Source organism: Musicola keenii (genome assembly GCF_014855505.1).
Taxonomy (GTDB): Bacteria; Pseudomonadota; Gammaproteobacteria; order Enterobacterales; family Enterobacteriaceae; genus Musicola; species Musicola paradisiaca.
In genome coordinates this window covers 1-26,131 of record NZ_JAAWVW010000001.1, presented here as the reverse complement: position 1 = coordinate 26,131, position 26,131 = coordinate 1, and the positions used below count along the sequence as shown (strand labels likewise).

General features: G+C 51.4%; 23 protein-coding genes. 8 read left to right on the top strand and 15 right to left on the bottom strand.

The window, feature by feature from the left end; translation table 11 throughout:
• Positions 1–151: 151 nt before the first annotated feature.
• On the top strand, positions 152–2,356 hold the full coding sequence (gene pelX / locus HEP82_RS00115; RefSeq protein WP_192456231.1) for a pectate disaccharide-lyase PelX: 2,205 nt from the start codon (positions 152–154) through the stop codon (positions 2,354–2,356).
• A gap of 460 nt (positions 2,357–2,816) precedes the next feature.
• On the opposite strand, the gene HEP82_RS00110 is transcribed toward pelX, so the two are convergent.
• The 15 genes from HEP82_RS00110 to ravA form a co-directional block, all read right to left on the bottom strand.
• Positions 2,817–3,239, bottom strand: coding sequence for a F0F1 ATP synthase subunit epsilon (locus HEP82_RS00110; protein ID WP_192456230.1), 423 nt, complete (start codon positions 3,237–3,239; stop codon positions 2,817–2,819).
• A 20-nt stretch (positions 3,240–3,259) separates the two neighbouring features.
• On the bottom strand, positions 3,260–4,642 hold the full coding sequence (atpD, locus tag HEP82_RS00105; protein ID WP_192456229.1) for a F0F1 ATP synthase subunit beta: 1,383 nt from the start codon (positions 4,640–4,642) through the stop codon (positions 3,260–3,262).
• 48 nt (positions 4,643–4,690) lie between these two features.
• Positions 4,691–5,554 (bottom strand): F0F1 ATP synthase subunit gamma, encoded by an 864-nt coding sequence (atpG, locus tag HEP82_RS00100; protein ID WP_192456228.1) that lies wholly within the window; start codon positions 5,552–5,554, stop codon positions 4,691–4,693.
• 53 nt (positions 5,555–5,607) lie between these two features.
• Positions 5,608–7,149, bottom strand: coding sequence for a F0F1 ATP synthase subunit alpha (gene atpA / locus HEP82_RS00095; RefSeq protein ID WP_015855635.1), 1,542 nt, complete (start codon positions 7,147–7,149; stop codon positions 5,608–5,610).
• Positions 7,150–7,161: 12 nt separating this feature from the next.
• On the bottom strand, positions 7,162–7,695 hold the full coding sequence (gene atpH / locus HEP82_RS00090) for a F0F1 ATP synthase subunit delta (RefSeq protein ID WP_192456227.1): 534 nt from the start codon (positions 7,693–7,695) through the stop codon (positions 7,162–7,164).
• Positions 7,696–7,709: 14 nt separating this feature from the next.
• Entirely contained in the window at positions 7,710–8,180 is a 471-nt protein-coding gene (gene atpF / locus HEP82_RS00085; protein WP_015855633.1) for a F0F1 ATP synthase subunit B, read from the bottom strand.
• Between the two features lie 66 nt (positions 8,181–8,246).
• The gene (gene atpE, locus HEP82_RS00080) at positions 8,247–8,486 is read right to left on the bottom strand and encodes a F0F1 ATP synthase subunit C (protein WP_004093904.1); all 240 of its coding nucleotides are present in this window, start codon (positions 8,484–8,486) and stop codon (positions 8,247–8,249) included.
• 48 nt (positions 8,487–8,534) lie between these two features.
• Entirely contained in the window at positions 8,535–9,317 is a 783-nt protein-coding gene (atpB, locus tag HEP82_RS00075) for a F0F1 ATP synthase subunit A (RefSeq protein ID WP_192456226.1), read from the bottom strand.
• A gap of 22 nt (positions 9,318–9,339) precedes the next feature.
• On the bottom strand, positions 9,340–9,723 hold the full coding sequence (gene atpI / locus HEP82_RS00070; protein WP_192456225.1) for a F0F1 ATP synthase subunit I: 384 nt from the start codon (positions 9,721–9,723) through the stop codon (positions 9,340–9,342).
• Between the two features lie 625 nt (positions 9,724–10,348).
• Positions 10,349–10,969, bottom strand: a complete 621-nt coding sequence (gene rsmG, locus HEP82_RS00065; protein WP_192456224.1) for a 16S rRNA (guanine(527)-N(7))-methyltransferase RsmG — start codon at positions 10,967–10,969, stop codon at positions 10,349–10,351.
• Between the two features lie 73 nt (positions 10,970–11,042).
• Positions 11,043–12,932, bottom strand: a complete 1,890-nt coding sequence (gene mnmG / locus HEP82_RS00060; RefSeq protein WP_192456223.1) for a tRNA uridine-5-carboxymethylaminomethyl(34) synthesis enzyme MnmG — start codon at positions 12,930–12,932, stop codon at positions 11,043–11,045.
• Positions 12,933–13,310: 378 nt separating this feature from the next.
• Positions 13,311–13,754 carry an FMN-binding protein MioC gene (gene mioC / locus HEP82_RS00055; RefSeq protein WP_192456222.1) on the bottom strand — a complete coding sequence of 148 codons (444 nt, stop codon included), beginning with the start codon at positions 13,752–13,754 and terminating at the stop codon, positions 13,311–13,313.
• Positions 13,755–13,844: 90 nt separating this feature from the next.
• Positions 13,845–14,306 (bottom strand): transcriptional regulator AsnC, encoded by a 462-nt coding sequence (gene asnC / locus HEP82_RS00050; RefSeq protein ID WP_192456221.1) that lies wholly within the window; start codon positions 14,304–14,306, stop codon positions 13,845–13,847.
• An 86-nt stretch (positions 14,307–14,392) separates the two neighbouring features.
• On the bottom strand, positions 14,393–15,874 hold the full coding sequence (gene viaA, locus HEP82_RS00045) for an ATPase RavA stimulator ViaA (RefSeq protein WP_192456220.1): 1,482 nt from the start codon (positions 15,872–15,874) through the stop codon (positions 14,393–14,395).
• Positions 15,875–15,879: 5 nt separating this feature from the next.
• The gene (ravA, locus tag HEP82_RS00040) at positions 15,880–17,379 is read right to left on the bottom strand and encodes an ATPase RavA (RefSeq protein ID WP_192456219.1); all 1,500 of its coding nucleotides are present in this window, start codon (positions 17,377–17,379) and stop codon (positions 15,880–15,882) included.
• 256 nt (positions 17,380–17,635) lie between these two features.
• Between ravA and kup the strand changes: the two genes are divergently transcribed.
• From kup to rbsR, 7 genes are all read left to right on the top strand, one after another.
• Entirely contained in the window at positions 17,636–19,504 is a 1,869-nt protein-coding gene (kup, locus tag HEP82_RS00035) for a low affinity potassium transporter Kup (RefSeq protein ID WP_192456218.1), read from the top strand.
• A gap of 408 nt (positions 19,505–19,912) precedes the next feature.
• The gene (gene rbsD, locus HEP82_RS00030) at positions 19,913–20,332 is read left to right on the top strand and encodes a D-ribose pyranase (RefSeq protein ID WP_192456217.1); all 420 of its coding nucleotides are present in this window, start codon (positions 19,913–19,915) and stop codon (positions 20,330–20,332) included.
• Positions 20,333–20,339: 7 nt separating this feature from the next.
• Positions 20,340–21,845 carry a ribose ABC transporter ATP-binding protein RbsA gene (gene rbsA / locus HEP82_RS00025; RefSeq protein WP_192456216.1) on the top strand — a complete coding sequence of 502 codons (1,506 nt, stop codon included), beginning with the start codon at positions 20,340–20,342 and terminating at the stop codon, positions 21,843–21,845.
• Between the two features lie 7 nt (positions 21,846–21,852).
• Positions 21,853–22,821: a ribose ABC transporter permease gene (gene rbsC / locus HEP82_RS00020; RefSeq protein WP_015855621.1), complete on the top strand. Its 969-nt coding sequence runs from the start codon at positions 21,853–21,855 to the stop codon at positions 22,819–22,821.
• 25 nt (positions 22,822–22,846) lie between these two features.
• Positions 22,847–23,737: a ribose ABC transporter substrate-binding protein RbsB gene (gene rbsB, locus HEP82_RS00015; protein ID WP_192456215.1), complete on the top strand. Its 891-nt coding sequence runs from the start codon at positions 22,847–22,849 to the stop codon at positions 23,735–23,737.
• Positions 23,738–23,805: 68 nt separating this feature from the next.
• The gene (gene rbsK / locus HEP82_RS00010; protein ID WP_015855619.1) at positions 23,806–24,732 is read left to right on the top strand and encodes a ribokinase; all 927 of its coding nucleotides are present in this window, start codon (positions 23,806–23,808) and stop codon (positions 24,730–24,732) included.
• Between the two features lie 3 nt (positions 24,733–24,735).
• Positions 24,736–25,752, top strand: coding sequence for a ribose operon transcriptional repressor RbsR (gene rbsR / locus HEP82_RS00005; protein ID WP_225622241.1), 1,017 nt, complete (start codon positions 24,736–24,738; stop codon positions 25,750–25,752).
• Positions 25,753–26,131 lie beyond the last annotated feature (379 nt).

The following is a 26,131-nucleotide window of genomic DNA, read 5'->3' as shown; positions in this document are numbered from 1 at the left end:
GTTTTGCATGACGTTTCACAAAATCCGTTCGGTATATAGAAACCATTAAGGAATCTCGGATAGCGTTCGGTTTGTGAGCCACACAAAAGAAACAATGTTTCATTTTTTGTAATAATACGTTCTCAAATAACAAATAATGATCGAGGAAACTATGAGATATCGAGTTCCCGGGTTGATTACCATCGCCCTTCATTCTTTTCTGCTTCTGGGTACAAGTCCTTCATTTGCTGCAGACAACAACGCAGCACCGGTCTGGCATAGCATTACTTTCGGCCAGTCCACCGACGTCAATTTTTCTTCCAATGTTCTACCGGAAAAAATAGGCGTTAACGATGTCACCATCAACGGCAAGAAACTGACGCCTGAAGATAAAGCCGATTTGTCGGCGCCTATCACCATCGAAAGCCGCGGCGGCAAAATCGCCAACACGCATGATGGCTTGACCTTCTTTTATACCCGTCTGCCTGCCAACGTGAATTTCGTTCTGCAATCAGACGTCACCGTTGATCAGTTCGGGCCGGAAAATAATGCTAAACCGGCGGCGCAGGAAGGCGCTGGTCTGATGGTTCGCGATGTATTGGGCGTTCCACGCCAGAATCCGCTGCAAGAGGGTTATGAAGAATTTCCTGCCGCATCAAACATGGTGATGAACGCCATCATGACGCAGGACAAAAAGTCCAAAACAGAGGTAAAACTGCAGGCGATCGTGCGTAATGGCGTAACTCAACCCTGGGGGAATCAGGGCGCGCAGATTTTCCGTAATGGTTATCAGGAAAAAATCAATCTTGAGCAAACGCCCACATTCCGCCTGAAACTGGAGCGCACTAATGAAGGGTTCGTGACTGCCTATGCGCCTACTGGCAGCGATCAATGGGTAACGAAAGCGGTTAAAGGCGCAGATCTGGTGACTCGTCAGGACAAGGATTATTACTACGTTGGTTTTTTCTCATCCCGTAATGCCAAAATCACTGTCAGCAACGCCAGCCTGACCACCAGCCCGGCCCAAACCGTATCTTCGCCGGTATTCACAGCCAAAACTTACGCGCCGCTGCTACAGGTAGCTTCATCGACGCAGTCCGCCAGCGATACCTACCAGCTTCAAGCCAGAGTGAACTATCGCGGTACGATGGAAGCCTTCCAGGACGGCAAACCGCTGGGTAAAGCCCAGAATATCAATGCCGGCGACCTGTTTTCGCTGTCGACAAAACTGACCAAACAGAAATCGGACTTCAAGCTGGTCTATACCCCCACTGAAGGAGAAGATAAAACCGTTCGGGAAGCGGCTTTCAGCGTAGAAAAGATCGCGCTGGCCGATGCAAAGGCCATTTATGTCGCTCCGGACGGTAAGCCGACCAACAAAGGCAGCAAGGCGTCTCCGCTGGATATATCTACGGCAATCAATGCGTTGGCCGCTGGCGGAACGCTCTGGCTGACCGATGGCGACTACAGCGCAACTGAAATCCCTGTCAGTGCCAGCGGTCACGCTAAAGGTTACAAAAATCTTTATGTATCAGGTAAAAAAGCCGTTATTCATGGCTTAAAACTCAATGCCAGTTATTGGAATGTAAAAGGCATCGAGATTACCGAGAAAAACTTCCGCATCGAAGGGAGTCACAACCGTATTGAACGTGTTCTCGCCCACCACTGTGACGATACCGGAATTCAGGTTGCATCATCTGATGCCGTAGGCAAGCCGCTGTGGGCAAGCTATAACTTGATCCTGAACTCTGAATCACACAGCAATCAGGATCCGGGCAAAATCAACGCGGATGGTTTCGCCGTTAAAATGCGTGTCGGCGAAGGCAACGTTATCCGCGGCGCCTTCTCTCATGACAACGTTGACGATGGTTTCGATCTGTTCAACAAAATTGAAGACGGCCCGAACGGCGTTGTAGTGATCGAGAACTCCATTGCGCTCAACAACACCAGCAATGGTTTCAAAATGGGTGGCGAAGGCCAGCCGGTCGCACATCAGGTGAAAAACAGCATCGCTATCGGCAACCAGTTGGATGGTTTTACCGATAATTTCAACCCTGGCGCGCTGGCGGTTTCAAACAACATTGCACTGGATAACCAACGCTTTAACTTCATTTTCCGCCCCAGCCCGTATTATGGCCCGGAAAAACAAGGGATTTTCAAAAACAACGTTTCTCTGCGCACCAAACCCGGTAAATATGATGATGCAGTGGTGGGACGAATCGATGCCAGCAACTACTTCATCAAAAACGGTCATTCGGTAAATAGTCAAGGCAAAGAAATCACAGTAGCGGCCTATAAATCAGTTCAGGTTCCGCAGACGTTTAGCCGTGATGCCAAAGGCAACCTGCAGTTGGGTGATTTTCTGAAGAAGAAGTAATTCGCTAAATCAGCGCCCAGAAAAAGGTGTCTCACCTAATTGAATACCCCCATGTTTTAGCATGGGGGTATTTTTTGGGGGATCATAATTATTTTTTGTTCGATTATTTATCTCTACAAAGACATATATGCGGCCTGCGTGGTGAGGATTGCTTTACCTTCCCCCCAGAAATGGGCTCATTTATGCCCGCAAAAAGACATTTTCACGGTGTTCCCCAAACGCCTTGGTCAACCGACTGCCGCGTGAGCCTGACATTATCGGCCATCTTGCCTTCTCCGACCTGTTCAACGACGGCTATTTTAAAAGATAGAGGGTAATCATGTTGGGTGTGTTCGAACTCAGTCATCATCATGTTCTCAGGATTTAAGCCAGGAACGAGTCCAACACTATTCAGGACGGGTCACAGACATAAAAAAAGCCAGCCGGGCAACCCCGCTGGCTTTTTTGACAACCCATACTGTTACATCGCTTTCTTGGTCAGCTCAATGACACGCAGCTTGGCAATCGCTTTAGCCAGTTCAGCCGAAGCCTGAGCATAATCCACATCACCATGGGTGTTGTGAATATGCGCTTCCGCTTTGCGTTTTGACTCCAACGCACGCGCTTCATCAAGATCCTGCCCACGAATGGCGGTATCAGACAATACGGTCACCATATTCGGCTGTACCTCAAGGACACCGCCGGACAAGTAGATATATTCTTCTTCACCGTACTGCTTAACGATACGCACCATACCAGGCTTAATGGCAGTGAGCAGGGGGGCGTGGCCAGGGTAAATCCCCAGTTCGCCTTCGATACCAGTTACCTGGATCTTCTGTACCAGACCGGAAAATAGCGCCTGTTCCGCACTAACGACATCCAGATGGTAAGTCATAGCAGCCATATCACCCTCCTATCAAGGCGTTACAGTTTCTTGGCTTTTTCCACGACTTCGTCAATGGAACCAACCATGTAGAACGCCTGTTCCGGCAGGTGATCATATTCACCGTCCATAATGCCTTTGAAACCACGGATGGTGTCTTTCAGCGTCACGTATTTACCCGGAGAACCGGTGAACACTTCAGCCACGAAGAACGGCTGAGACAGGAAGCGCTGGATCTTACGCGCACGGGATACAACCAGCTTATCTTCTTCAGACAGCTCATCCATACCCAGAATCGCGATGATGTCCTTCAATTCCTGATAACGCTGCAGAATAGACTGCACGCCACGCGCTACATCATAGTGTTCCTGACCCACAACCAGCGGATCCAACTGACGGCTGGTAGAATCCAGCGGGTCAACGGCCGGGTAGATACCCAGAGACGCGATCTGACGGCTCAGCGTTACCGTTGAGTCCAAGTGCGCAAATGTGGTTGCCGGAGACGGGTCAGTCAAGTCATCCGCGGGCACGTAAACGGCCTGAATAGAGGTGATTGAACCAGTCTTGGTGGAGGTAATACGTTCCTGCAGCACACCCATTTCTTCCGCCAGCGTCGGCTGGTAGCCTACTGCGGACGGCATACGACCCAACAGTGCGGATACTTCAGTCCCCGCCAGGGTGTAACGGTAGATGTTGTCGACAAACAACAGAACATCACGACCTTCATCACGGAATTTTTCCGCCATGGTCAGGCCCGTCAGCGCCACACGCAGACGGTTGCCCGGCGGCTCGTTCATCTGACCATACACCAGCGATACTTTATCGATAACGTTGGAATCGGTCATTTCGTGGTAGAAGTCGTTACCCTCACGAGTACGCTCGCCCACACCGGCGAATACGGAGTAACCGGAATGCTCGATTGCGATGTTACGAATCAGCTCCATCATGTTGACGGTTTTACCTACACCGGCACCACCGAACAGACCCACTTTACCGCCTTTGGCGAACGGACAAATCAAGTCGATAACCTTGATCCCGGTTTCCAGCAGTTCCTGAGAGTTAGACAGATCTTCGTAACTCGGCGCAGCGCGGTGAATCGACCAACGCTCTTCTTCGCCGATCGGGCCTTTCATGTCGACCGGATCACCCAGGACGTTCATGATACGTCCCAGCGTCGCTTTGCCGACCGGCACTTCAATCGGGTGCTCAAGGTTAACCACGTTCAGACCACGACGCAGACCGTCTGAAGACCCCATTGCAATACAACGAACAACGCCGCCGCCCAGCTGCTGCTGGACTTCCAGCACCAGTTTCTCAGCACCGTTTTCTACCTCAAGAGCATCGTACACATTCGGTACGGCATCCTGAGGGAACTCGACGTCCACCACGGCGCCGATAACCTGGATAATCTTTCCAGTTGCCATCTTGAATCCTCTACGTAATTCGACAATACGTAATTCGTAAAACCTAATTTAAACCGCGGAGGCTCCCGATACGATTTCGGTGAGTTCCTGAGTGATGCTTGCCTGACGCGCCTTGTTGTAAACCAACTGCAGCTCTTTGATCAGGTTGCCGCCGTTATCCGTCGCGGCTTTCATCGCTACCATTCGCGCGGCCTGTTCACTGGCCAGGTTTTCTACGGCGCCCTGATAAACCTGAGACTCCACATAGCGGCGCAACAGGGTATCCAGTAGCGACTTAGGATCGGGTTCATACAGGTAATCCCAGGATTTCTTCGTCAGTTCGCCTTCTTCCGCCGCTGGCAGCGGCAGCAACTGAACAATCTGCGGAACCTGAGACATGGTATTGATGAACTTGTTGCTCACAACATACAGCTTGTCCAAACGACCCTCGTCGTAGGCCTGCAGCATAACTTTTACCGGACCGATCAATTCGGACAGCGACGGGTTATCACCCATACCAGTAACCTGAGCAACAATGTTTGCACCTACAGAACCAAAGAAGGATACGCCTTTGGAGCCTATCATCGCCAAATCAACATCGACGCCTTTTTCGCTCCATCCCTTCATGTCGCCCAGCAGTTTCTTGAACAGGTTAATGTTCAAACCACCACATAGACCACGGTCGGTAGACACCACCAGATACCCGACGCGCTTGATTTCCCGCTCTTCCAGGTATGGATGTTTGTATTCCAGATTCCCTAACGCAAGGTGACCAATCACTTTGCGTATGGTTTCTGCATAAGGACGGCTGGCCGCCATACGATCCTGCGATTTACGCATTTTGGAAGCGGCGACCATTTCCATCGCTTTGGTGATCTTCTGCGTGTTCTGGACGCTTCCGATCTTACTACGTATCTCTTTTGCGCCGGCCATCTTAGCTTCTCCTCAATGCCTAGCGGCCTACCGTTAAGGCAGGCCACAGGGCGTTACCAGGACTGGGTTGCCTTAAAGGTATCGAGGATGGCTTTGAATTTACCCTCGATCTCGTCGTTATAAGCGCCAGTCTGGTCGATGCTCTGCAGAAGCTCACCGTGTTCACGGCTGGCATATGCCTGCAATGCGGCCTCGAAGCTGCCGACTTTCGCCAGTTCAACGTCTTCCAGATAACCACGTTCCGCGGCGAACAACACCAGTGATTGCTGTGCAACCGACAACGGAGCGTACTGCTTCTGTTTCAGCAATTCGGTCACTTTCTGACCGTGGCTCAACTGTTTGCGGGTCGCATCATCCAGATCGGAGGCAAACTGGGAGAATGCCGCCAGTTCACGGTACTGCGCCAGCGCGGTACGAATACCACCGGACAGTTTCTTCACGATCTTGGTCTGGGCGGCGCCGCCCACACGAGATACGGAGATACCCGGGTTAACCGCCGGACGAATACCGGAGTTGAACAGGTTGGATTCCAGGAAGATCTGACCATCGGTAATCGAAATTACGTTGGTCGGAACAAACGCGGAAACGTCGCCAGCCTGAGTTTCAATGATCGGCAGTGCAGTCAGAGAACCGGTTTTCCCTTTCACTTCACCCTTGGTGAAAGCTTCGACGTAGTCGGCGTTGACACGCGCAGCACGTTCCAGCAGACGGGAATGCAGGTAGAAAACGTCGCCAGGATACGCTTCACGACCAGGCGGACGACGCAACAGCAGAGAAATCTGGCGATAGGCAACCGCCTGCTTGGACAGATCGTCATAAATGATCAGTGCGTCTTCACCGCGATCGCGGAAGTATTCACCCATCGCGCAACCGGCATACGGCGCCAGATATTGCAGCGCAGCAGATTCGGACGCGGTAGCCACCACGACAATGGTATTGGCCAGCGCACCGTGTTCTTCCAGCTTGCGTACCACGTTAGAGATAGTGGAAGCTTTCTGGCCGATAGCCACATACACGCATTTGATGCCAGAATCGCGCTGGTTGATGATAGCGTCGATTGCCAGCGCGGTTTTACCGGTCTGACGGTCGCCGATGATCAGCTCACGCTGGCCTCGACCGATTGGGATCATGGCGTCGACGGATTTGTACCCCGTCTGTACCGGCTGATCAACGGACTGACGCTCGATAACGCCCGGCGCAATCGCTTCAACCGGAGAGAAACCGTCGTTGTCGATCGGGCCTTTTCCGTCAATCGGCTCACCCAGGGTGTTGACTACACGGCCCAACAAACCACGACCGACAGGAACTTCCAGAATACGGCCGGTACATTTTACTTTCATACCTTCGGCCAGATCCGCATACGGACCCATGACCACAGCACCTACGGAGTCGCGCTCCAAGTTCAGTGCAATCGCATAACGGTTGCCCGGCAGAGAAATCATTTCCCCCTGCATAACATCGGCAAGACCATGTACGCGGATGATTCCGTCGCTGACGGAAACGATAGTACCTTCGTTATGAGCTTCACTCACAACATTGAACTGAGCAATCCGCTGCTTGATCAGTTCACTGATTTCGGTGGAATTCAGTTGCATGCTCCAGTCCCCTTAAGACTGCAAGACGTCTGCCAGGCGTTCCAAACGGCCGCGAATACTGCCGTCGATCACCAGATCGCCAGCGCGGATAACCACACCAGCGACAACAGACTTATCAATTTTGCAATTCAGCTTCACTTTACGTGACAGACGTTGTTCCATCGCCGCGGTAATCCGCGATAACTGCTGCTCGCTCAACGTGGCTGCAGAAACCACCTCGACATCCACCGTCGACTCCAGCTCCGCACGCAGTTGAACAAACTGTTCCAGTACTTCAGGCAGTACCGGCAGACGTCCGTTTTCAGCCATGACCCGGATCAGGTTCTGGCCCGCTTCATCCAGTTGATCGCCACACACCGTAATAAACGTCTTCGCCAGCGTTTGGGGCGCAATAGCCCCGGCAAGCAAACCAGCGATATGTTCGTTACGGGAGACTTCGGCAACAAATGCCAGCATTTGTTGCCAGCGCTCAACTGCCTGGTTTTCAACGGCAAAGTCAAAAGCTGCTTTGGCGTAGGGGCGAGCTACCGTGACAAATTCAGACATCAGCCCCTCCCTCCTTAAAGTTCAGCGACCAGTTTATCAACGATGTCGCTGTTAGCAGCTTCATCCACAGAGCGCTCAATGATTTTCTCGGCACCGGCAATCGCCAACATGGCAACCTGCTTACGCAACTCTTCGCGGGCACGTTTGCGTTCGGCTTCAATTTCAGCCTGCGCCTGCGCCACGATTTTGTTGCGTTCAACTTCAGCTTCAGTTTTGGCTTCTTCCAGAATCTGAGCACGCTGCTTGTTCGCCTGCTCAACAATATGCTGAGCGTCGGCTTTGGCTTTTTTCAGTTGGTCGGTCGCATTGGCCTGCGCTAAGTTCAGATCTTTTTTGGCACGTTCTGCGGAAGCAAGGCCGTCAGCAATTTCTTTCTGACGCTTTTCAATGGCAGCCATAATCGGCGGCCATACATACTTCATGCAGAACCAGACAAACAGGACGAACGCAATGGCCTGGCCGAGGATTGTTGCGTTAAGATTCACAGCACAATGCCTCTTTCATGAGTTAAATGAGTCGATGTTTTTTATGCCTTAACAAGCTTCCGCTTGTTAGGCCACCGCAAACATCACATACAGCCCCAGACCTACCGCGATCATCGGGATAGCATCCACCAGACCCATAACGATAAAGAACTGTGTACGCAGCAAAGGGATCAGGTCAGGCTGGCGGGCAGCGCCTTCCAGGAACTTACCACCCAAAATGCCGATACCGATCGCAGCACCGATTGCCGCCAGGCCCATCATTACAGCGGCAGCCATGTACAGCAGATCCATACTCAGGTTTTCCATGACAGTCTCCAGTTTTGTTTCAGTTAAAACGTTGTAGTGTTGATAAAATCAATGTTCTTCAGATGCCATCGAAAGATAAACAACTGTCAGAACCATGAAAATAAACGCCTGAAGCGTAATAATCAGGATGTGGAAAATGGCCCATGGAACGTTCAAAATCCACTGAGACCACCACGGCAGCAAGCCGGCAATCAGAATAAAGATCAGTTCGCCCGCATACATATTGCCAAACAGTCGCAAACCAAGAGAAACCGGCTTGGACAGCAGGCTGACACCTTCAAGAATGAGGTTGATAGGAATAAAGACCGGGTGGTTGAACGGCTGCAGAGTCAGTTCTTTCAAAAACCCGCCAACACCTTTCATCTTGATGCTGTAAAACAGGATCAGGATGAAGACGCCCAATGCCATAGACAAGGTAATATTAACGTCGGCAGATGGCACAACGCGAAGCGCCGGCAGCCCCATAACATGCTCGCCGATATACGGCAACAGGTCGATAGGCAACAAATCCATCAGGTTCATCAGAAAAACCCAGACGAATGTGGTCAAGGCCAGCGGGGCTATCAGCTTGCTTTTACCATGGTACATGTCACGGACACTGCCATCTACAAAACCGACAACCAGCTCGACGGCGGTTTGCAGCTTGCCGGGCACACCACTGGTAGCATTTTTGGCAACTTTACGGAAGATAACCAGAAAGAGCCCGCCAAGAACCAGAGAGAAAAAGATAGAGTCGATATTAATCGACCAGAACCCCGATCCCACCTGTAAATGGGTCAGGTGATGGCCGATATACTCCTGTGGAGTAATGGTTTCTCCTGATGCAGACATGATGTCTCTTACCCTTTTGTTGTTAACTACGGTAACGGTTAATTACGGCCGGCGCTGCAATTTGCATAACCAACACAAAAAAATATGTCAGGCCAAGCGGGAAAAACGTGGCATGAAAACCACCCAAGGCCACCACCAGCAACACAATGGTGAACAGCACTTTCAGCGCTTCCCCAATAACAAATGACCAGGCAATACGTCCTTCCGATGGGTTATGTGCCTGATGACGCAAGGCAAACATCATAAACACCATATTTGGCAACCAGGCTGCCAATCCTCCTCCCAGCGCAGACATCGCCGCTCTGGAGCCAACAGTCCCAAACGCTGCGCTGATGACGAGCAGCGTGACCATCTGCACCAGCAACGACCACCGAGCAATTCTTCCACTGTAAATATATACAGACATGATATTTGCTCTCTAAAGCACCGTTCAGAAGTATGCTGAATGACCGTATAAAACTGCCTTTAAAGTGACGAGTCAAGCAGCGAAAAACGAGCAAATTATACGGGTCAGCCAAGCGAATTCAATCAATAAGTAGCAAAAAGGTGAATGATTATTTAAATCTGTTTCCGAAGCCTTATTTTTACTAACTATCTTCAATACGCACCGCGGAACACGCCGCTATTCAATCACTGGTAATATGTGATACCTCTCACATAAAACAAAGATGATGCATTTATATATGAATTGATTTTTTATTGTCTTTAGCAAAAAAAGGGATTTATCTTTTTTAATTTCAATACTTTAAAAACAAACATTAAGAAAACAGCCAACATGCACTATTAAAACCATCTATTGACAAGCAAGATAATTTTTTTCCATTTTTTTAACAATCTTCACTAAAAAAACAGCGGAAGAAATCCTATTCGCCACACGAAAACGAAACACTAAAAAAGCCGGCTACGCACAGATATACAGCAGGCTTGTAAATATTTCGTGAATATACTCATTGCGGCCAACATTATTTCATCAAAAGCTATAAGCATGATAATCTTAAAAATATTTATAATTTTTTTGATAAATGACAAAATTAGTTTGGTTTAAGCACCACTAAATGGCGCTCACCTTCCAACTCAGGAACGGATAAAGGAACGATTTTATCCAGCATAACGCCTTCAGAAAGCCGTTCCAGCTCGTCATGAGGCACACCCCCTTTCAGGGCGTAAAATCGCCCGGTTGAATGCGCTGGCAGGTGTTTACACCAATCAACCATATCTTGTAACGAAGCAAATGCGCGGCTGATAACACCGTCGAATGGCGGTTCGGAAGGATAATCCTCAACCCGACGTTGAACCGGTTCGATATTGGTCAGTTGCAACTCATGCTGAACCTGACGTAAAAATCGCACGCGTTTACCCAAGCTATCCAGCAATACGAAATGAGCATCGGGGAGAACAATAGATAACGGCACACCAGGTAATCCCGGCCCGGTTCCCACATCGATAAAGCGCTTTCCGGCAAGATACGGCGCCACGACCAGGCTATCCATGATATGACGAATCAACATCTGCTCAGGCTCACGCACGGACGTCAGGTTATAGGCTTTATTCCACTTGTGAAGCAAACCGACATACCGGATAAGCAAATCTTTTTGCTTATCGGTCAACGCCATACCGGCAAGCTGTAACAAGCGGTCGAGTTTCTGGAGCACGGAAAAATCCTGATTGTTGGTTGATAATAAGCGACAGGCCGCGTCACCGCGGCCGTAAAAGCAAAGGGAATATTCAGGCGCTGCGACGCAGCAACCCCTGTTTTTTGAGCCACACCAGCAAAATGGAGATTGCTGCAGGCGTGATGCCCGATATCCGGGATGCTTGACCAATAGAACCCGGTTTATGGTCGTTCAACTTAGCGATCACTTCGTTGGATAATCCACTTACCTGTCGATAATCAAGATCGGCCGGCAACAGAGTATTTTCATTCCGTGACTGTTTATCGATCTCATCCTGCTGCCGGGCGATATACCCCTCGTACTTGACCTGGATTTCCACCTGCTCAGCCGCCTGAGTGTCAACAAGTGCGGGTGAAAACATCGGTAAGCGAGTCAACATTGCATAATCGATTTCAGGGCGACGCAGTAAATCCTCACCGCTGGCTTCACGGGACAACGGCGTTTTCAGCAACACATTGACCTGTTCGATCTGCTCGGACTGCGGATGGACGAATATTCCACGCAACCGCTGACGCTCTTTCTCGATGTTTTCCAGTTTCTCATTGAAACGAGCCCAACGCTCATCGTCCACCATCCCCAGCTGTCGTCCAATTTCAGTCAGGCGAAGATCGGCGTTATCTTCCCTGAGCATCAACCGGTATTCCGCACGAGAAGTAAACATGCGATACGGCTCGCGTGTCCCCAAAGTACAGAGATCATCGACGAGAACACCCAGATATGCCTGATCGCGACGCGGCGTCCATCCCTCTTGATCGAATGCCGAACGTGCGGCGTTCAAGCCGGCAAGCATCCCCTGGGCAGCAGCTTCTTCGTAGCCGGTAGTGCCGTTAATCTGCCCGGCGAAAAACAGGCCGGCGATATATTTACTCTCCAGTGTTTGTTTCAAATCACGCGGATCGAAATAGTCATACTCGATCGCATAGCCAGGGCGAACGATCTTGGCATTTTCCATTCCCTGCATAGAACGGACAATTTGCCACTGAACATCAAACGGGAGGCTGGTGGAGATACCGTTCGGATAAATCTCGTTGCTGGTCAGCCCTTCAGGTTCAAGAAAGATCTGATGCGCATTGCGGTCGGCAAACCGCATTACCTTATCTTCGATCGAAGGGCAATAACGTGGCCCGATGCCTTCAATAACACCGGCGTACATCGGGCTGCGATCCAGATTATTACGAATCACTTCGTGAGTTTGTTCATTGGTATGCGTGATGTAACAAGGCATCTGCGCTGGATGCTGGCTGGCATCTCCCAGAAAGGAGAACACCGGCATTGGATTATCGCCGTGCTGTTGGGCCAGTACGCTGAAATCGATAGTACGCGCGTCAATACGCGGAGGAGTACCGGTTTTGAGGCGGCCTACGCGCAGCGGCAGTTCTCTCAAACGACGTGATAGGGCAACCGATGGAGGATCGCCGGCACGACCGCCGCTATAGTTGTCCAAACCAATATGGATCTTGCCATCAAGAAAAGTGCCGACTGTCAGCACGACGGTTTTGGCGCGAAATTTCAACCCCATCTGGGTCACTACGCCAACCACACGATCGTTTTCCACGATCAGATCATCGACAGCTTGTTGGAAGATCATCAGATTAGGCTGGTTCTCCAGTGCCGTACGTACGGCCTGGCGATAAAGCACTCTATCCGCTTGGGCGCGGGTGGCGCGAACGGCTGGCCCTTTGCTGGAGTTTAGTATCCTAAACTGAATCCCGCCCTTGTCGATGGCGCGCGCCATCAGGCCGCCCATCGCATCGATTTCTTTTACCAGATGTCCCTTTCCGATACCGCCGATCGCCGGGTTGCAGGACATTTGCCCCAGCGTATCAATATTGTGGGTTAACAGGAGGGTTTGACGTCCCATACGGGCGGAAGCCATAGCGGCTTCGGTACCTGCATGGCCACCGCCGATCACGATGACGTCAAAAGGATCCGGATAAAACATGGTACTGCACCTCGCGTGGTTGCGAATGATCGTTACTCGCCCTGGGGTGGGGGATTCTACTTGAGTTTGAACCGGCGACCAACCCTGTAGGATCGTCGGGTAGTTAAAGAAAGATCTTTTTTATTTAAAGATCTCTTTATTAGATCTCTTATTAGGATCGTCCCTTGCTGTGGATAACACGGGATCCGGAATGAAGATCAATGAGTTAAAACCGATCACTCTCTGTGAATGATCGGTGATCCCAGCCCGTATAAGCTGGGATCAGAATGGGTGGTTATACACAACTCAAAAAAAGAACAGCCGTTATCATTTGGATAACTACTGGTTTTACCCATGATTTTAAAAGATTTATCCACAGGAACAGTGAAAAAATATTTTTTATTTGAGTTGTTCGATCCACGATCCCAACCAGACTTCGGCGGGATCTTCCGGTATCTCATGCTTGGTGATGTCGACTTGTAGTATATCGCCGATCCGATGGGCCTTAAGATCCTGAAGTAGTCGATCCATCTTAATGATCGCGCCACAGAACGTGTCGTATTCACTGCTGCCGATCCCAATCGCACCGAAGGAAACTTGAGAAAGATCGGGCTTACCGGCAACCAGTTCGTCATAAAGAGATTGCAGGTTATCGGGAAGATCACCAGCGCCATGCGTGGAAGTCACCACCAGCCATAATCCCTGCAACGGGATATCATTCAATGCCGGGCCATGCTGCAAGCGAGTGGAAAACCCGGCTTGTTGCAGCAGTGTTTCCAAATGTTCCGCAACGTACTCGGCGCTGCCCAGCGTACTGCCGCTGATAAGGGTTATGTCCGTCATTGGCGATCCCGACTGATAAAAGACGGCACATTGTACGCTGTGATTTTTGTGGGATCTACCTGTGGATAATAAGGGGATAGTAAAAAGCGTTTAAGGCGTGATGGTCCGCATGATCGGGTTCTGCAGGGAGATCAGGGTCTCGGTGGATTGAATTTCATCAATGGTCTGGATCTTGTTGATAAGTACATGTTGCAGCGCATCGATGGAACGGCACATTACCTTGATGAAGATGCTGTAGTGGCCGGTGGTGTAGTAGGCTTCCACGACTTCTTCCAGATTATTCAGCTTTTCCAGCGCGGAAGGATAGTCCTTGGCGCTTTTCAGTATGATGCCGATAAAACAGCAGACATCGTAGCCCAACTGCTTGGGGTTGATGTCGAGTCGGGTACCCAGAATGATGCCCGCTTGCTTCATTTTTTCTACCCGCACATGAATAGTGCCGGGACTGACTGCAAACTGTTTGGCCAGCTCGGCGTAAGGGATGCGGGCATTTTCCATCAGCAGGTTTAGAATGCCGCGATCGAGCTCGTCCATTGAATAGATGTCTGCCATGGCATATTTCTCTTTATTGATCGTCAGGGCGTTTTACTGCTTATCACCGCGGTTAGCAATCCCCTGGCCTGATGGAAAGAGCATGCTCAGGCATTTTCATGCTGAAATCGACGCAGTAACCGGCTTTTCAACCCAGTATCGAAACGCCAGATGTGGTCAAAAATACGCAGGATGCCCGGTTTGCCGTGATCGGACATCGCGACCGCGTGAAAACGGTGCTGAGACTGTTGTTGCCGGCGTTTCATTTCGCCGATCAGCGGTTCCGGCAGCCGCTGCGCGATAAAGTCGGAAATCACAACGGCATCGGCGTCATGCCAGGTTTGAGAGTCCAATGCTTTCATCAGCGCGGAAAGACAACCAGCCAGGTCGGTACCACCGCGGAATGTTTGGCTCAGAAAGCGGGTTGCTTCATCCAGACCATTCGGAGACGTCAATTCGTAACTGACGATGCCGGTGGAAAATAAAATGATGTAGCAACGGCGATTTTCCGCCAGCGCGATGCGCATCAGCGCCAGGCAAAACGCCTTGGCGCAGCGTTCATTGAAGCCGCCCATGGAGCCCGACGTATCCACGCAGACGATGAACGGGCCGCGCGGCTGTTGTTCATTGCGCTGGTGCACGACCGGCCGTTCCAGCGTTTTTTCCCGCCAGTTATCGCCCTGAAGGCGGTATGTCATCAGGCGGTGCTCCGACAGGCGTCGGTAAAATTCGTATTCCAGTTCGTCGATACCCAGTGTGGACAGCTCTGTGGGTATCAACCTCAGGATATCGTCGCTTTGATGCACGCCGCTCACTTGTTCCGGCATGGCGGCGGGCTCGCGCACCATGACCCGCAATGATTCAACGGGAGCTTCGTGCGCCGGCACGGATTTGGTTTCCCGGCTGCGGCCTAAGCGTTCAGCCAACCGCTGTAATTGCGGCTGTTGTTTAAGAAATTCAGCGACATCGCACAGCATCTCAAACGGTTGGCTGACTCGCTTACCGGCGGTCAAATCCCACAACCGGCCCGCTGCCGTATCATTTTCGGCCAATACCGGTTCCAGTGTTCCGCTGATCGTCAGGCGTTGCTGGATCTCGTCCAGCAACAGTTCACGCTCCTGCTCGACGATCTGTTGATGCAGATTCATGGTTTGTAAGGTCAGGCTCATGCGCCAGCGCTGCATAAACAGGGAATGTAGCCCACCAGTGATAGAGAGCACGGCACTGGCGGACGCATTGAGCGGTTTGAGTATCGTTTCCGCCTGGGGCAGAAATGGGGAATCAACGCTCCGGAGCGTTGAAATGACTCCCGGCAGGTTGGACTGAAATGTGCCTTCACCGGAAAACTGCGTCTGCTGGTAGCAGGTGAACTCTTTCTCCAGCTCCGGCGGCGTCTGGGTATCTCTGAGCCGGAGTTTCAGGTTTTCTTTCCAGGCGGATAAGTCTTTCATCACGGAGGTTTTAAGACGCGGGTACTTGTCGAAGAACATGACCAACTGCGGGGTAGCCATCATGGTCACGATCAGATCATCGAGCAGATCGTTTTCATCAATGGATAGCAGCATCTCCAAGGATTCCAGCGTCAGCATATCCGTTACTCCCGTTGCGACTGTTCTATCTGTTCGTCGACCTGTTGCAGGCTTTCCTCGATGCTGGCTAACCAGTCCCGGGGAACGAACAAACAAGGTTGATGCCGTTCAAATGAACGACGCTGTTCACGCAATTGAATTTTCAGCGTTTCGTATTCCTGAAGTATGTCTTCAGGCAGGTCACGATTAATCTTGCCCGGTAGGGACAAGATGGAACTTTGCAGACTGATGTCCCGGATAATCAGATGCTGGCGATCGTCCACTTCCATGTCGATAGGTTGGGCAAATCCAACGCCGTTAAGCTTGCCCCGTATTTCACCGCCTTTCTGTAACCAGGTTTCCAGCGCCGAGCCAGCGATCACCACATGCGTCACGGTGTGATCGTGTAGGAGTAGAGGTTTTTGTAATACCAGCGTCAGCGCTTCTGATGCAGCGATGCCGTCCGGTAATGAATAATGAGACTTACGGCCGAAAAGGTTTACCTGCTTCTCTACTGTAAACGCTTGTAGTTCACTTTGTTGTTGCTGATATTGCTGTCGTTTGACATTGAGTTGTTGCAGACGGAACAACAGCGCCCTTTGCTGGTAGGCTTGTTCGGTCATCAATTGGGTTAGTTGCTGTTCCACCAGCGTATGGGAATCCAGGTCGTGCCACAGACAATCTTTAAGTAGGATCAGGTCAATCGGTGTAATGGTTTCTCGCCCGCTAAAGAAGGCGCAAGCCTGCAACAGACGGATGGCTTTTTTCCACCTGCGGTCGGATACATAAGGCGCGTTTGCCTGAGCGTCTAATTGCTGGCGCAGTTGATAAATCAACTCAAAGCAGTATTCCGGTAACGGTATATGATCGATATGTGATTGCCATTCATAATATTCTTCGTCGCTGACGCTCAATGACTGGTTGACCGGGTTGTCGCGTTCGCCGGCGGTGGTGGTGAGCATGGCGCGAAAATTACCTTTATCCTGAACCCGGTCAAGCCACAGGCGTATCAACATGCGGTCATACAATGCTTCCAGACTGCTGTCTGTTTCCGGCAGTTCGTTGGATGCCGTAACCAGCAATCTCATGGGGATGGGTTCTTCACTGTTGCCATTGCGGAAACGGCGTTCGTTGATGGCGGTCAGCAGGGTGTTCAGTATGGCTGGCCCGGCTTTCCAGATTTCGTCCAGAAAGACAATTTCGGCTTCCGGCAGATAACCGCTGGTGAGCCGCTGATAGCGGCCTTCATCTTTCAGCGCCTGAATGGATAGCGGGCCGAATACTTCTTCCGGCGTAGAAAAACGAGTCATCAAATATTCAAAAGCATTGGCGTGTTTAAACGCATATTTCAGACGTCGTGCGATCAAACTTTTTGCTATTCCCGGCGGGCCCAGCAAAAAAACGCTTTCACCGCTCAGTGCGGCCAGTAGACAAAGTCGAATAACGTGCTGTCTTTCATAGAGACCGTGTTCTAGCGCATGACTCAGGCGAGATATACGGTCAGCCAGTGCTGTGGGTTGCATCATGATTTATCCGTTACTGTTAATTACCGTATCGGGTTTGTAAGAGTAGCCTGTTGGACACTACGGTTTATTTATGAACCATACATTAATTTTTGGCAGGGCCAATATCGATAATCGATTAATAGCGCTTATCTGACGGTACGAAGATGATTTTTAAAATGGGCTTTTAACGTGATTTGTGCATACTGTGCGTTTTCAGGTCACAACAACCAAAATAAGGCCTGACAGGTCAATGAATAGATAACAGAAGATAAGATTTATGAGTTCAGAACATAAACGCTCACTTCCCGCAGTGACGCTGGCAGCAATCGGGGTGGTCTATGGTGATATAGGTACCAGCCCGCTGTATACGCTCAGGGAGTGTCTTTCAGGTCAGTTTGGTTTTGGCGTCGAGCCTGATTCCGTTTTTGGTTTTCTCTCGCTGATTTTCTGGCTGCTGGTGCTGGTGGTCTCCCTGAAGTATCTGTCCTATGTGATGCGGGCGGATAATGCCGGGGAAGGGGGGATCCTGACGCTAATGTCGCTGGCGGGTCGCAATACGTCAGACCGGGTTACTGCCGCGGTGGTGATTATGGGGCTGATCGGCGGCAGCTTTTTCTATGGTGAAGTGGTGATTACGCCGGCCATTTCCGTGATGTCGGCGATTGAAGGCCTGGATATCGTGGCGCCCTCGCTGGATACCTATATCGTACCGGTGTCGATCGTCGTACTCACGTTGCTGTTTATGATCCAAAAACACGGCACCGGCCGGGTCGGCAGCCTGTTTGCGCCGATCATGATGCTCTGGTTCCTGTCGTTGGGTGTGCTGGGGGCTCGCAGCATTATCGCCAATCCCGAAGTGTTGCGGGCGATGAACCCTATGTGGGCAGTCAACTTTTTTACCCAGTACAAAGCGGTTTCTTTCTTTGCTTTAGGCGCGGTGGTGTTGGCGATAACCGGGGTGGAAGCATTGTATGCCGACATGGGGCATTTCGGCAAAAAGCCTATCCGTATCGCCTGGTTTTCGGTGGTGTTGCCGTCGCTGATACTCAATTATTTCGGGCAAGGGGCGCTGCTGTTGAAAACGCCGGATGCCATTAAGAACCCATTCTTCCTGCTGGCGCCCGATTGGGCGCTGATTCCTCTGTTAGTGCTGGCGACGTTGGCGACCATTATCGCCTCTCAGGCGGTGATTTCCGGTGTATTTTCGTTGACGCGCCAGGCGGTGCGCCTGGGCTATTTGCCGCCGATGCGAATTGTGCACACCTCGGATATGGAGTCCGGGCAAATCTATATTCCGGTGATTAACTGGTTGCTGTATATCGCCGTGGTGCTCGTGATCGTCAGTTTTGAACACTCCAGCAATCTGGCGGCGGCCTACGGCATCGCCGTTACCGGCACCATGGTGTTGACCAGCATTCTTTCCTGTACCGTCGCGGTGAAAAACTGGAACTGGTACCGCTATTTGGTATGGCTGCTGTTGGCCGCATTGCTGTTCATTGATGTGCCGATGTTCTTGGCCAACGTGGTGAAAATCGTTTCCGGCGGTTGGTTGCCGTTGGCGCTGGGATTGGTGATGTTCATCATCATGACCACCTGGAAAAGCGAACGTTTCCGTCTGCTGCGTCGGGTGCATGAGCACGGCAACTCGCTGGATGCGATGATCGTTTCGTTGGAAAAGAATCCGCCGGTGCGGGTGCCTGGTACGGCGGTTTATCTGTCTCGCGCTACCCATGTTATTCCGTTTGCGTTGTTGCATAACCTTAAACACAACAAGGTGTTGCACGAGCGAGTGGTGTTATTGACCATGCGCACGGAAGATGCGCCTTACGTGCACAATGCCCGGCGTGTATCGGTTGAACAGCTTTCCCCGACTTTCTGGCGGGTGATCGCCAACTACGGCTGGCGGGAGACACCCAACGTGGAAGAAGTCTTCCATCGTTGCTGGCAGGATGGTTTGACCTGCCAGATGATGGAAACCACTTTCTTCCTGTCGAACGAGTCGCTGACGATGGGCAAGCGCCCCTGGTATCTGCGTATTCGCGGCAAGCTGTTTATGATGCTCAGCCGAAACGCGCTACGGGCGGCGGATCAGTTTGAGATTCCACCCAACCGGTTGATCGAACTGGGTATTCAGGTTGAGATCTAAGCAAGAGGCCGGTTTCCGGCCTTTTTTATTGTCAGCGTTAAACCACCTCCTCCGAGGTGGTGATGGTTGTCGGGGGTTGCTTGATGCGTATTGTTCCGTCTGGTGATTAAAACCTGCTGGTTTAACGCGCAATTTCATAGCCATTCAGGCGTTGGCCGAGTTCGAAATCATGACTTCATGGCATGCAGGCTGGTCGCGTCAATGATGCCTAACGGGATAGGTAATCAGCGGCTTCTTTGTGTCATCGTCGCCTTCTTTTTCTGCTGCTGATGTACGTTTTTTATTCTTTTGTCATATAAGCGAAACGTTTCGATAGCGATCACATTTTTATCAGCCCGACATTGCCTTTTGTTATGGCTTTTCTACACTCATGTACAAGCGAAACGTTTCGCTATCGGAGTGATGAAAATGAAAAAAGGCGTGTTACTGAATGCAGAGGTGTCTGCCGTGATTTCCCAGCTGGGGCATACCGACCAGCTGACGATCGCTGATGCGGGGTTGCCCATTCCTGATAGTACGGTTCGAATCGATCTGGCGTTGACGCACAACGTTCCCGGTTTCATGCAGGTACTGGATGTGGTGACGGCTGAAATGCAAGTGGAAGCCGCCATTTTGGCTGAAGAGATTATCAATAAAAATCCACAGCTTCATGACGCAATACTTAATCATTTGAAACAACTCGAACAACACCAGGGAAATTCCATTTCTATCAACTATGTCAGCCACGAAGCGTTCAAACAGCAAAGTGGCGAAAGCCGGGCCATTGTCCGCAGCGGCGAATGTTCGCCGTATGCGAATGTGATCCTTTGTGCGGGTGTAACTTTCTGAGGCATTAATGCAACCTTTACTGCAACTGCAAGGTATCACCAAATCGTTTCCTGGCGTGAAGGCGTTGGCTGGCGCTGCGCTCAATGTCTATCCGGGAAAGGTGATGGCGTTGGTGGGCGAAAACGGTGCCGGTAAATCCACCATGATGAAAGTGCTGACCGGGATTTATCGTAAGGATGCCGGCAGTATCCATTTTATGGGCAAAGAGGTGGATTTCAGCGGGCCCAAAGCCTCTCAGGAAGCGGGTATCGGTATTATCCATCAGGAACTGAACCTGATTCCCCAGATCAGCATCGCGGAGAATATCTTTCTCGGACGCGAATTTACCCATCGCATTGGCCGTATCGACTGGCCGCGGATGTATGCCGAAGCGGATAAGCTGTTGGCGCGACTGAATCTGAACTACGACAGCCGGCGTCTGGTCGGGGAGCTGTCCATTGGCGAGCAGCAGATGGTCGAGATCGCCAAAGTGCTGAGCTTTGAATCTAAAGTGATCATTATGGATGAGCCGACGGATGCGTTGACGGATACCGAAACTGCATCGTTATTCAATGTGATCAAAGAGTTGCAATCGCATGGCTGCGGCATTGTTTATATTTCCCACCGTCTGAAAGAGATTTTTGACATCTGTAACGACGTTACGGTGTTCCGCGACGGTCAGTTCATTGGCGAGCGTCCGGTGCGTGAGTTGCAGGAAGATACGCTGATTGAAATGATGGTGGGCCGTAAGCTGGAAGAGCAGTACCCCCGGCTCGATCAGGCGCCAGGCGATGTGCGGTTGAAGGTGAGCGGGTTGTGCGGCCCGGGTGTGAACAATGTCAGCTTCACGTTGCGCAAAGGCGAGATTCTTGGGGTTGCCGGGTTGATGGGAGCCGGGCGGACTGAGCTGATGAAAGTGTTGTACGGTGCGTTTCCCCGGACACAAGGCTCCGTATGGCTGGACGGCAAGGACATCACATCGAACAGTGCACAGGAAGGTCTGGCCAACGGTATCGTTTACATTTCGGAAGACCGCAAACGCGACGGGCTGGTGCTCGGCATGTCGGTGAAAGAAAACATGTCGTTGACCGCATTACGCTATTTCAGTAATCAGGCCGGTTCGCTGCGCCATGAGGACGAACGCATCGCGGTGGAAGATTTTATTCGTTTGTTCAATATCCGCACGCCATCAATGGATCAAACCATCGGGCTGCTTTCCGGCGGCAACCAGCAGAAAGTGGCGATTGCCCGCGGGTTGATGACGCGCCCCAAAGTCCTGATTTTGGATGAGCCGACTCGCGGCGTGGATGTTGGGGCGAAGAAAGAGATCTATCAATTAATCAACCAGTTCAAGCAGGAAGGGTTGAGCATCATTCTGGTGTCTTCGGAAATGCCGGAAGTGCTCGGCATGAGCGATCGCATCATTGTGATGCATGAGGGTCGCCTGAGCGGTGAATTCCCTATTGAGCAAGCAACCCAGGAAACGCTGATGGCCGCGGCCGTTGGTAAGCAATACGGCGCAACGCAGGAGTAAGCCCCATATGAGTTCTCAAACTATCCCGGCTAAGCGCCGGTTCAGCAAGCAGTGGTTGATGGAGCAGAAGTCCCTGATCGCCTTACTGGTGCTCATTGCCGTGGTCTCTTCCATGAGCCCCAATTTCTTCACGCTGAATAATTTGTTCAATATTCTGCAGCAGACATCAGTCAACGCGATTATGGCTGTCGGGATGACGCTGGTGATCCTGACTTCCGGCATCGATTTGTCCGTTGGGTCGGTGTTGGCGCTGACGGGCGCGGTAGCCGCGTCTATCGTCGGGCTGGAGATCAATGCTTTGGTGGCGGTGTTCGCCGCTCTGGCGCTGGGTGCCGTTATTGGCGCCGGTACCGGGATTATCGTCGCCAAAGGCCGGGTTCAGGCGTTTATCGCCACGTTGGTCATGATGCTGCTGTTACGTGGCGTCACCATGGTTTATACCAACGGCAGCCCGGTTAATACCGGATTTTCCTCAGCAGCGGACACTCTGGGGTGGTTCGGCATCGGTCGTCCTTTTGGCGTACCTGCGCCAATCTGGATTATGGCAGTGGTGTTTTTGGCGACCTGGTACATGCTGCACCATACCCGTCTCGGGCGTTATATCTATGCGCTTGGCGGTAATGAAGCGGCAACACGCCTTTCCGGCATCAGTGTTGATAAGGTGAAGGTGGTGGTGTACTCGCTGTGCGGCTTGTTATCGGCGTTGGCGGGCATTATTGAAGTGGCTCGCTTGTCGTCGGCGCAGCCAACGGCAGGGACAGGTTATGAACTGGATGCCATCGCTGCGGTGGTGCTGGGGGGGACGAGCCTGTCCGGTGGTAAAGGGCGCGTGGTGGGAACGTTGATTGGGGCTCTGATTCTGGGGTTCCTGAACAATGGGCTTAACCTGTTAGGTGTTTCTTCTTACTACCAGATGATCGTCAAGGCTGTCGTTATTTTGCTGGCGGTTTTGGTAGATAACAAAAGCAGTAAATAACCTTCATTCACACAGGAATAGAGATATGAATTTAAAGAAGATTGCTACTCTGGTTTCCGTTGTCGCGCTGAGTGCTTCCGTCAGTGCTAATGCGTTGGCAAAGGAGACTATTGCTCTTGTTGTTTCTACACTGAATAACCCGTTCTTTGTGACGCTGAAAGACGGCGCTCAGAAGGAAGCGGACAAACTGGGTTACGATTTGATTGTGTTGGATTCCCAGAACAACCCCGCTAAAGAGCTTTCCAACGTACAGGACTTGACGGTTCGCGGTACCAAACTATTGCTGATCAACCCTACCGACTCCAACTCCGTGGGTAATGCGGTGAAACTGGCTAACCAGGCTAAGATCCCGGTTATTACGCTGGACCGTGTCGCTGCCAGTGGTGAAGTCGTTAGCCACGTTGCTTCCGATAACGCCTTCGGCGGTAAAGTTGCCGGGGATTTCATCGCCAAAAAATTGGGTGAAGGCGCCAAAATTATCCAACTGGAAGGTCTGGCTGGAACTTCCGCTGCGCGTGAGCGTGGGGCTGGTTTCATGAAATCCGCTGAAAAGAACAAGTTTGTTATTCTGGCTAGTCAGCCAGCGGATTTTGATCGCACCAAAGGGTTGAACGTGATGCAGAACCTGCTGACCGCACACCCGGATGTGAAAGCCGTGTTCGCGCAGAATGATGAAATGGCGCTGGGCGCACTGCGTGCGTTGCAGACGGCAGGCCGTGATGACGTGATGCTGGTGGGTTTCGATGGTACGGCTGACGGCATGAAGGCGGTTGAAGGCGGTAAAATGGCGGCTACCGTGGCGCAACGCCCCGAACAGATTGGCGTCATTGGTGTTGATACTGCTGATAAGGTTCTGAAAGGCGAGAAAGTTCAGGCCATTATTCCGGTCGACTTGAAATTGGTGACGAAACAATAAGCGTAATACGCAGGGTCAGCGCCACCTGATATGCGGGTGGCGCACAATTGATATCGGGGTTCATGCGAATGAAATCAGGCAAGCTGGTAGTGTTGGGCAGTATTAATGCGGACCATATTCTGAATCTGGAACAGTTTCCACGCCCTGGTGAAACGGTGATCGGTAAACAATATGGCGTAGCGTTTGGCGGCAAGGGTGCAAATCAGGCGGTAGCTGCTGGGCGTAGTGGCGCGGATATTTCCTTCATTGCCTGCGTTGGCGAAGATGACATCGGTACCCGTATTTGCCAGCAATTGACCCGCGATCGGATCGATGTTTCCGCTGTTGAGGCTGTTTCCGGTCACACCACCGGTGTGGCGCTGATTTTCGTTAATGGCGAAGCAGAGAATATGATCGGTATTCATGCAGGTGCCAATGCGGCGGTTACTCCCGCTTATATGATGCGCCATCAGCAGCATATCGTTGATGCTTCCGCGCTTCTGATGCAGCTTGAGTCCCCGCTGGATACGGTTGTCGAGGCGGCGCGTTTGGCTCATCAGCATGGAACTAAAGTGATTTTAAACCCGGCTCCTGCTTGCCCCTTGCCTGATGAACTGCTGGCGTTGGTGGATATGATCACCCCGAATGAAACCGAAGCGCAGATCCTGACCGGTGTGACCATTAACACGGAGGACGATGCTCAGCGGGCGGCGCAGGTGCTGCATGATAAAGGCATAGCTACGGTTTTGATCACGCTTGGCAGCCGCGGTGTCTGGTTGAGTGAAGATGGGCAAGGGGTGCGTATTCCGGGATTTCGTGTGAAAGCTGTCGATACTATCGCAGCCGGCGATACCTTTAACGGCGCGCTGGTCACTGCGTTGCTGGAATCAAAACCGATGACGGACGCGGTTAAATTTGCGCATGCCGCCGCCGCGATTGCGGTTACTCGCCGTGGTGCTCAACCGTCGGTACCCTGGCGGGAAGAGATAGATGCTTTCCTGAATGGACAGGAGTGATTTTTGGCTACGATGAAGGATGTAGCGCGTCTGGCTAGGGTGTCTACGTCAACGGTTTCTCACGTTATCAATGACAACCGCTATGTCAGCGATGCGATTCGCGACCGAGTGATGAAGGCGGTTGATCAGCTCAATTACGCGCCATCGGCGCTGGCGCGTAGTCTTAAAATCAATCAAACCAGAACCATCGGTATGCTACTGACAGCCAGTAGCAACCCATTTTACGCGGAGGTGGTTCGCGGCGTTGAGCGCTGTTGCTATGAGCGTGGATATAGCCTGATTCTGTGTAATACGGAAGGCGATCACCATCGTATGAGCCGCAGCCTAGAAACGCTGTTGCAAAAAAGAGTGGATGGTTTATTGCTGATGTGTACCGAGAGTCGGATGCCTTCTCCCGATATTATTCGCCGATATCCTTCAATTCCGGTGGTGATGATGGATTGGGCACCTTTCGACGGTAACAGTGATGTGATCAAAGATAACTCTCTGCAAGGGGGTGAAGCGGCAACGCATTATCTGATTTCCCAGGGATACCGCAAAATTGCCTGTATCGCCGGGCCGCAAGATAAAACAACCGCGCATAACCGGCTGGAAGGTTATCGCAAAGCTATGCATCAAGCGGGGTTAGTTATTCCCGAAGGGTATGAAGTTACCGGTGACTTTGAATTTGAAACCGGCTTTCGTGCGATGGAGAGTCTGCTGGCATTGCCCGAACGGCCCCATGCTGTTTTTGCCTGTAATGATGCTATGGCGGTCGGCGCTTATCGTGCGCTATATCAGGCTGGGTTATCCGTTCCGCATGATATGGCGGTTATCGGTTATGACGATATCGAATTGGCTCGTTATCTATCGCCGCCGCTTACGACTGTCCACCAACCGAAGGATGAACTGGGTGAGCTGGCGATTGATACGCTACTTCACCGTCTGGAGCATCCAGGAGCAGAGCCTGCATTATTAGTCCTGACACCTGAGTTGGTCATCCGGGATTCTGTTGGTCAGGGCCCTTCGATCGGTGTCTGATATCCCCGTATTCATCGTGCAGTGGTTAGTGGCTATCATTGCACTAAAAATGTGACGCGGTTAAAAAAAAGACGAACAGTAAGTTTTTTTCAATTAACGCTTGTCAGGTGCGGATAAGTCCCTATAATGCGCCACCACTGAGACGGCAACGGCGTAACGCCAGCGCGGTACAGGACGGAGAAAGCGAAAAAAAGTCGTTGACTCCAAATGAGGAAAGCGTAGTATACGCCACCTCGCGACAGCAGGCTGTAAGCCGGTCGCACTGCTCTTTAACAATTAATCAGACAATCTGTGTGGGCACTCGCAGGACACTTCAGAACGAAAGAACTGAAAGTCTTGAAGAGTGAACAACAGTTAATTCATTACGAACTAACAACAG

Bases quoted from the DNA above. Each gene is read 5' to 3' on its own strand.
- viaA (WP_192456220.1), bottom strand. From the start codon at position 15,874: ATGCTGACGCTGGAATCCTTGGAGATGCTGCTATCCATTGATGAAAAC.
- atpD (WP_192456229.1), bottom strand. From the start codon at position 4,642: ATGGCAACTGGAAAGATTATCCAGGTTATCGGCGCCGTGGTGGACGTC.
- atpH (WP_192456227.1), bottom strand. From the start codon at position 7,695: ATGTCTGAATTTGTCACGGTAGCTCGCCCCTACGCCAAAGCAGCTTTT.
- mioC (WP_192456222.1), bottom strand. From the start codon at position 13,754: ATGACGGACATAACCCTTATCAGCGGCAGTACGCTGGGCAGCGCCGAG.
- atpA (WP_015855635.1), bottom strand. From the start codon at position 7,149: ATGCAACTGAATTCCACCGAAATCAGTGAACTGATCAAGCAGCGGATT.
- rbsD (WP_192456217.1), top strand. From the start codon at position 19,913: ATGAAAAAAGGCGTGTTACTGAATGCAGAGGTGTCTGCCGTGATTTCC.
- atpG (WP_192456228.1), bottom strand. From the start codon at position 5,554: ATGGCCGGCGCAAAAGAGATACGTAGTAAGATCGGAAGCGTCCAGAAC.
- HEP82_RS00110 (WP_192456230.1), bottom strand. From the start codon at position 3,239: ATGGCTGCTATGACTTACCATCTGGATGTCGTTAGTGCGGAACAGGCG.
- asnC (WP_192456221.1), bottom strand. From the start codon at position 14,306: ATGGCAGACATCTATTCAATGGACGAGCTCGATCGCGGCATTCTAAAC.
- kup (WP_192456218.1), top strand. From the start codon at position 17,636: ATGAGTTCAGAACATAAACGCTCACTTCCCGCAGTGACGCTGGCAGCA.
- ravA (WP_192456219.1), bottom strand. From the start codon at position 17,379: ATGATGCAACCCACAGCACTGGCTGACCGTATATCTCGCCTGAGTCAT.
- rbsB (WP_192456215.1), top strand. From the start codon at position 22,847: ATGAATTTAAAGAAGATTGCTACTCTGGTTTCCGTTGTCGCGCTGAGT.
- atpI (WP_192456225.1), bottom strand. From the start codon at position 9,723: ATGTCTGTATATATTTACAGTGGAAGAATTGCTCGGTGGTCGTTGCTG.
- atpB (WP_192456226.1), bottom strand. From the start codon at position 9,317: ATGTCTGCATCAGGAGAAACCATTACTCCACAGGAGTATATCGGCCAT.
- rbsK (WP_015855619.1), top strand. From the start codon at position 23,806: ATGAAATCAGGCAAGCTGGTAGTGTTGGGCAGTATTAATGCGGACCAT.
- rbsA (WP_192456216.1), top strand. From the start codon at position 20,340: ATGCAACCTTTACTGCAACTGCAAGGTATCACCAAATCGTTTCCTGGC.
- pelX (WP_192456231.1), top strand. From the start codon at position 152: ATGAGATATCGAGTTCCCGGGTTGATTACCATCGCCCTTCATTCTTTT.
- rbsC (WP_015855621.1), top strand. From the start codon at position 21,853: ATGAGTTCTCAAACTATCCCGGCTAAGCGCCGGTTCAGCAAGCAGTGG.
- atpE (WP_004093904.1), bottom strand. From the start codon at position 8,486: ATGGAAAACCTGAGTATGGATCTGCTGTACATGGCTGCCGCTGTAATG.
- mnmG (WP_192456223.1), bottom strand. From the start codon at position 12,932: ATGTTTTATCCGGATCCTTTTGACGTCATCGTGATCGGCGGTGGCCAT.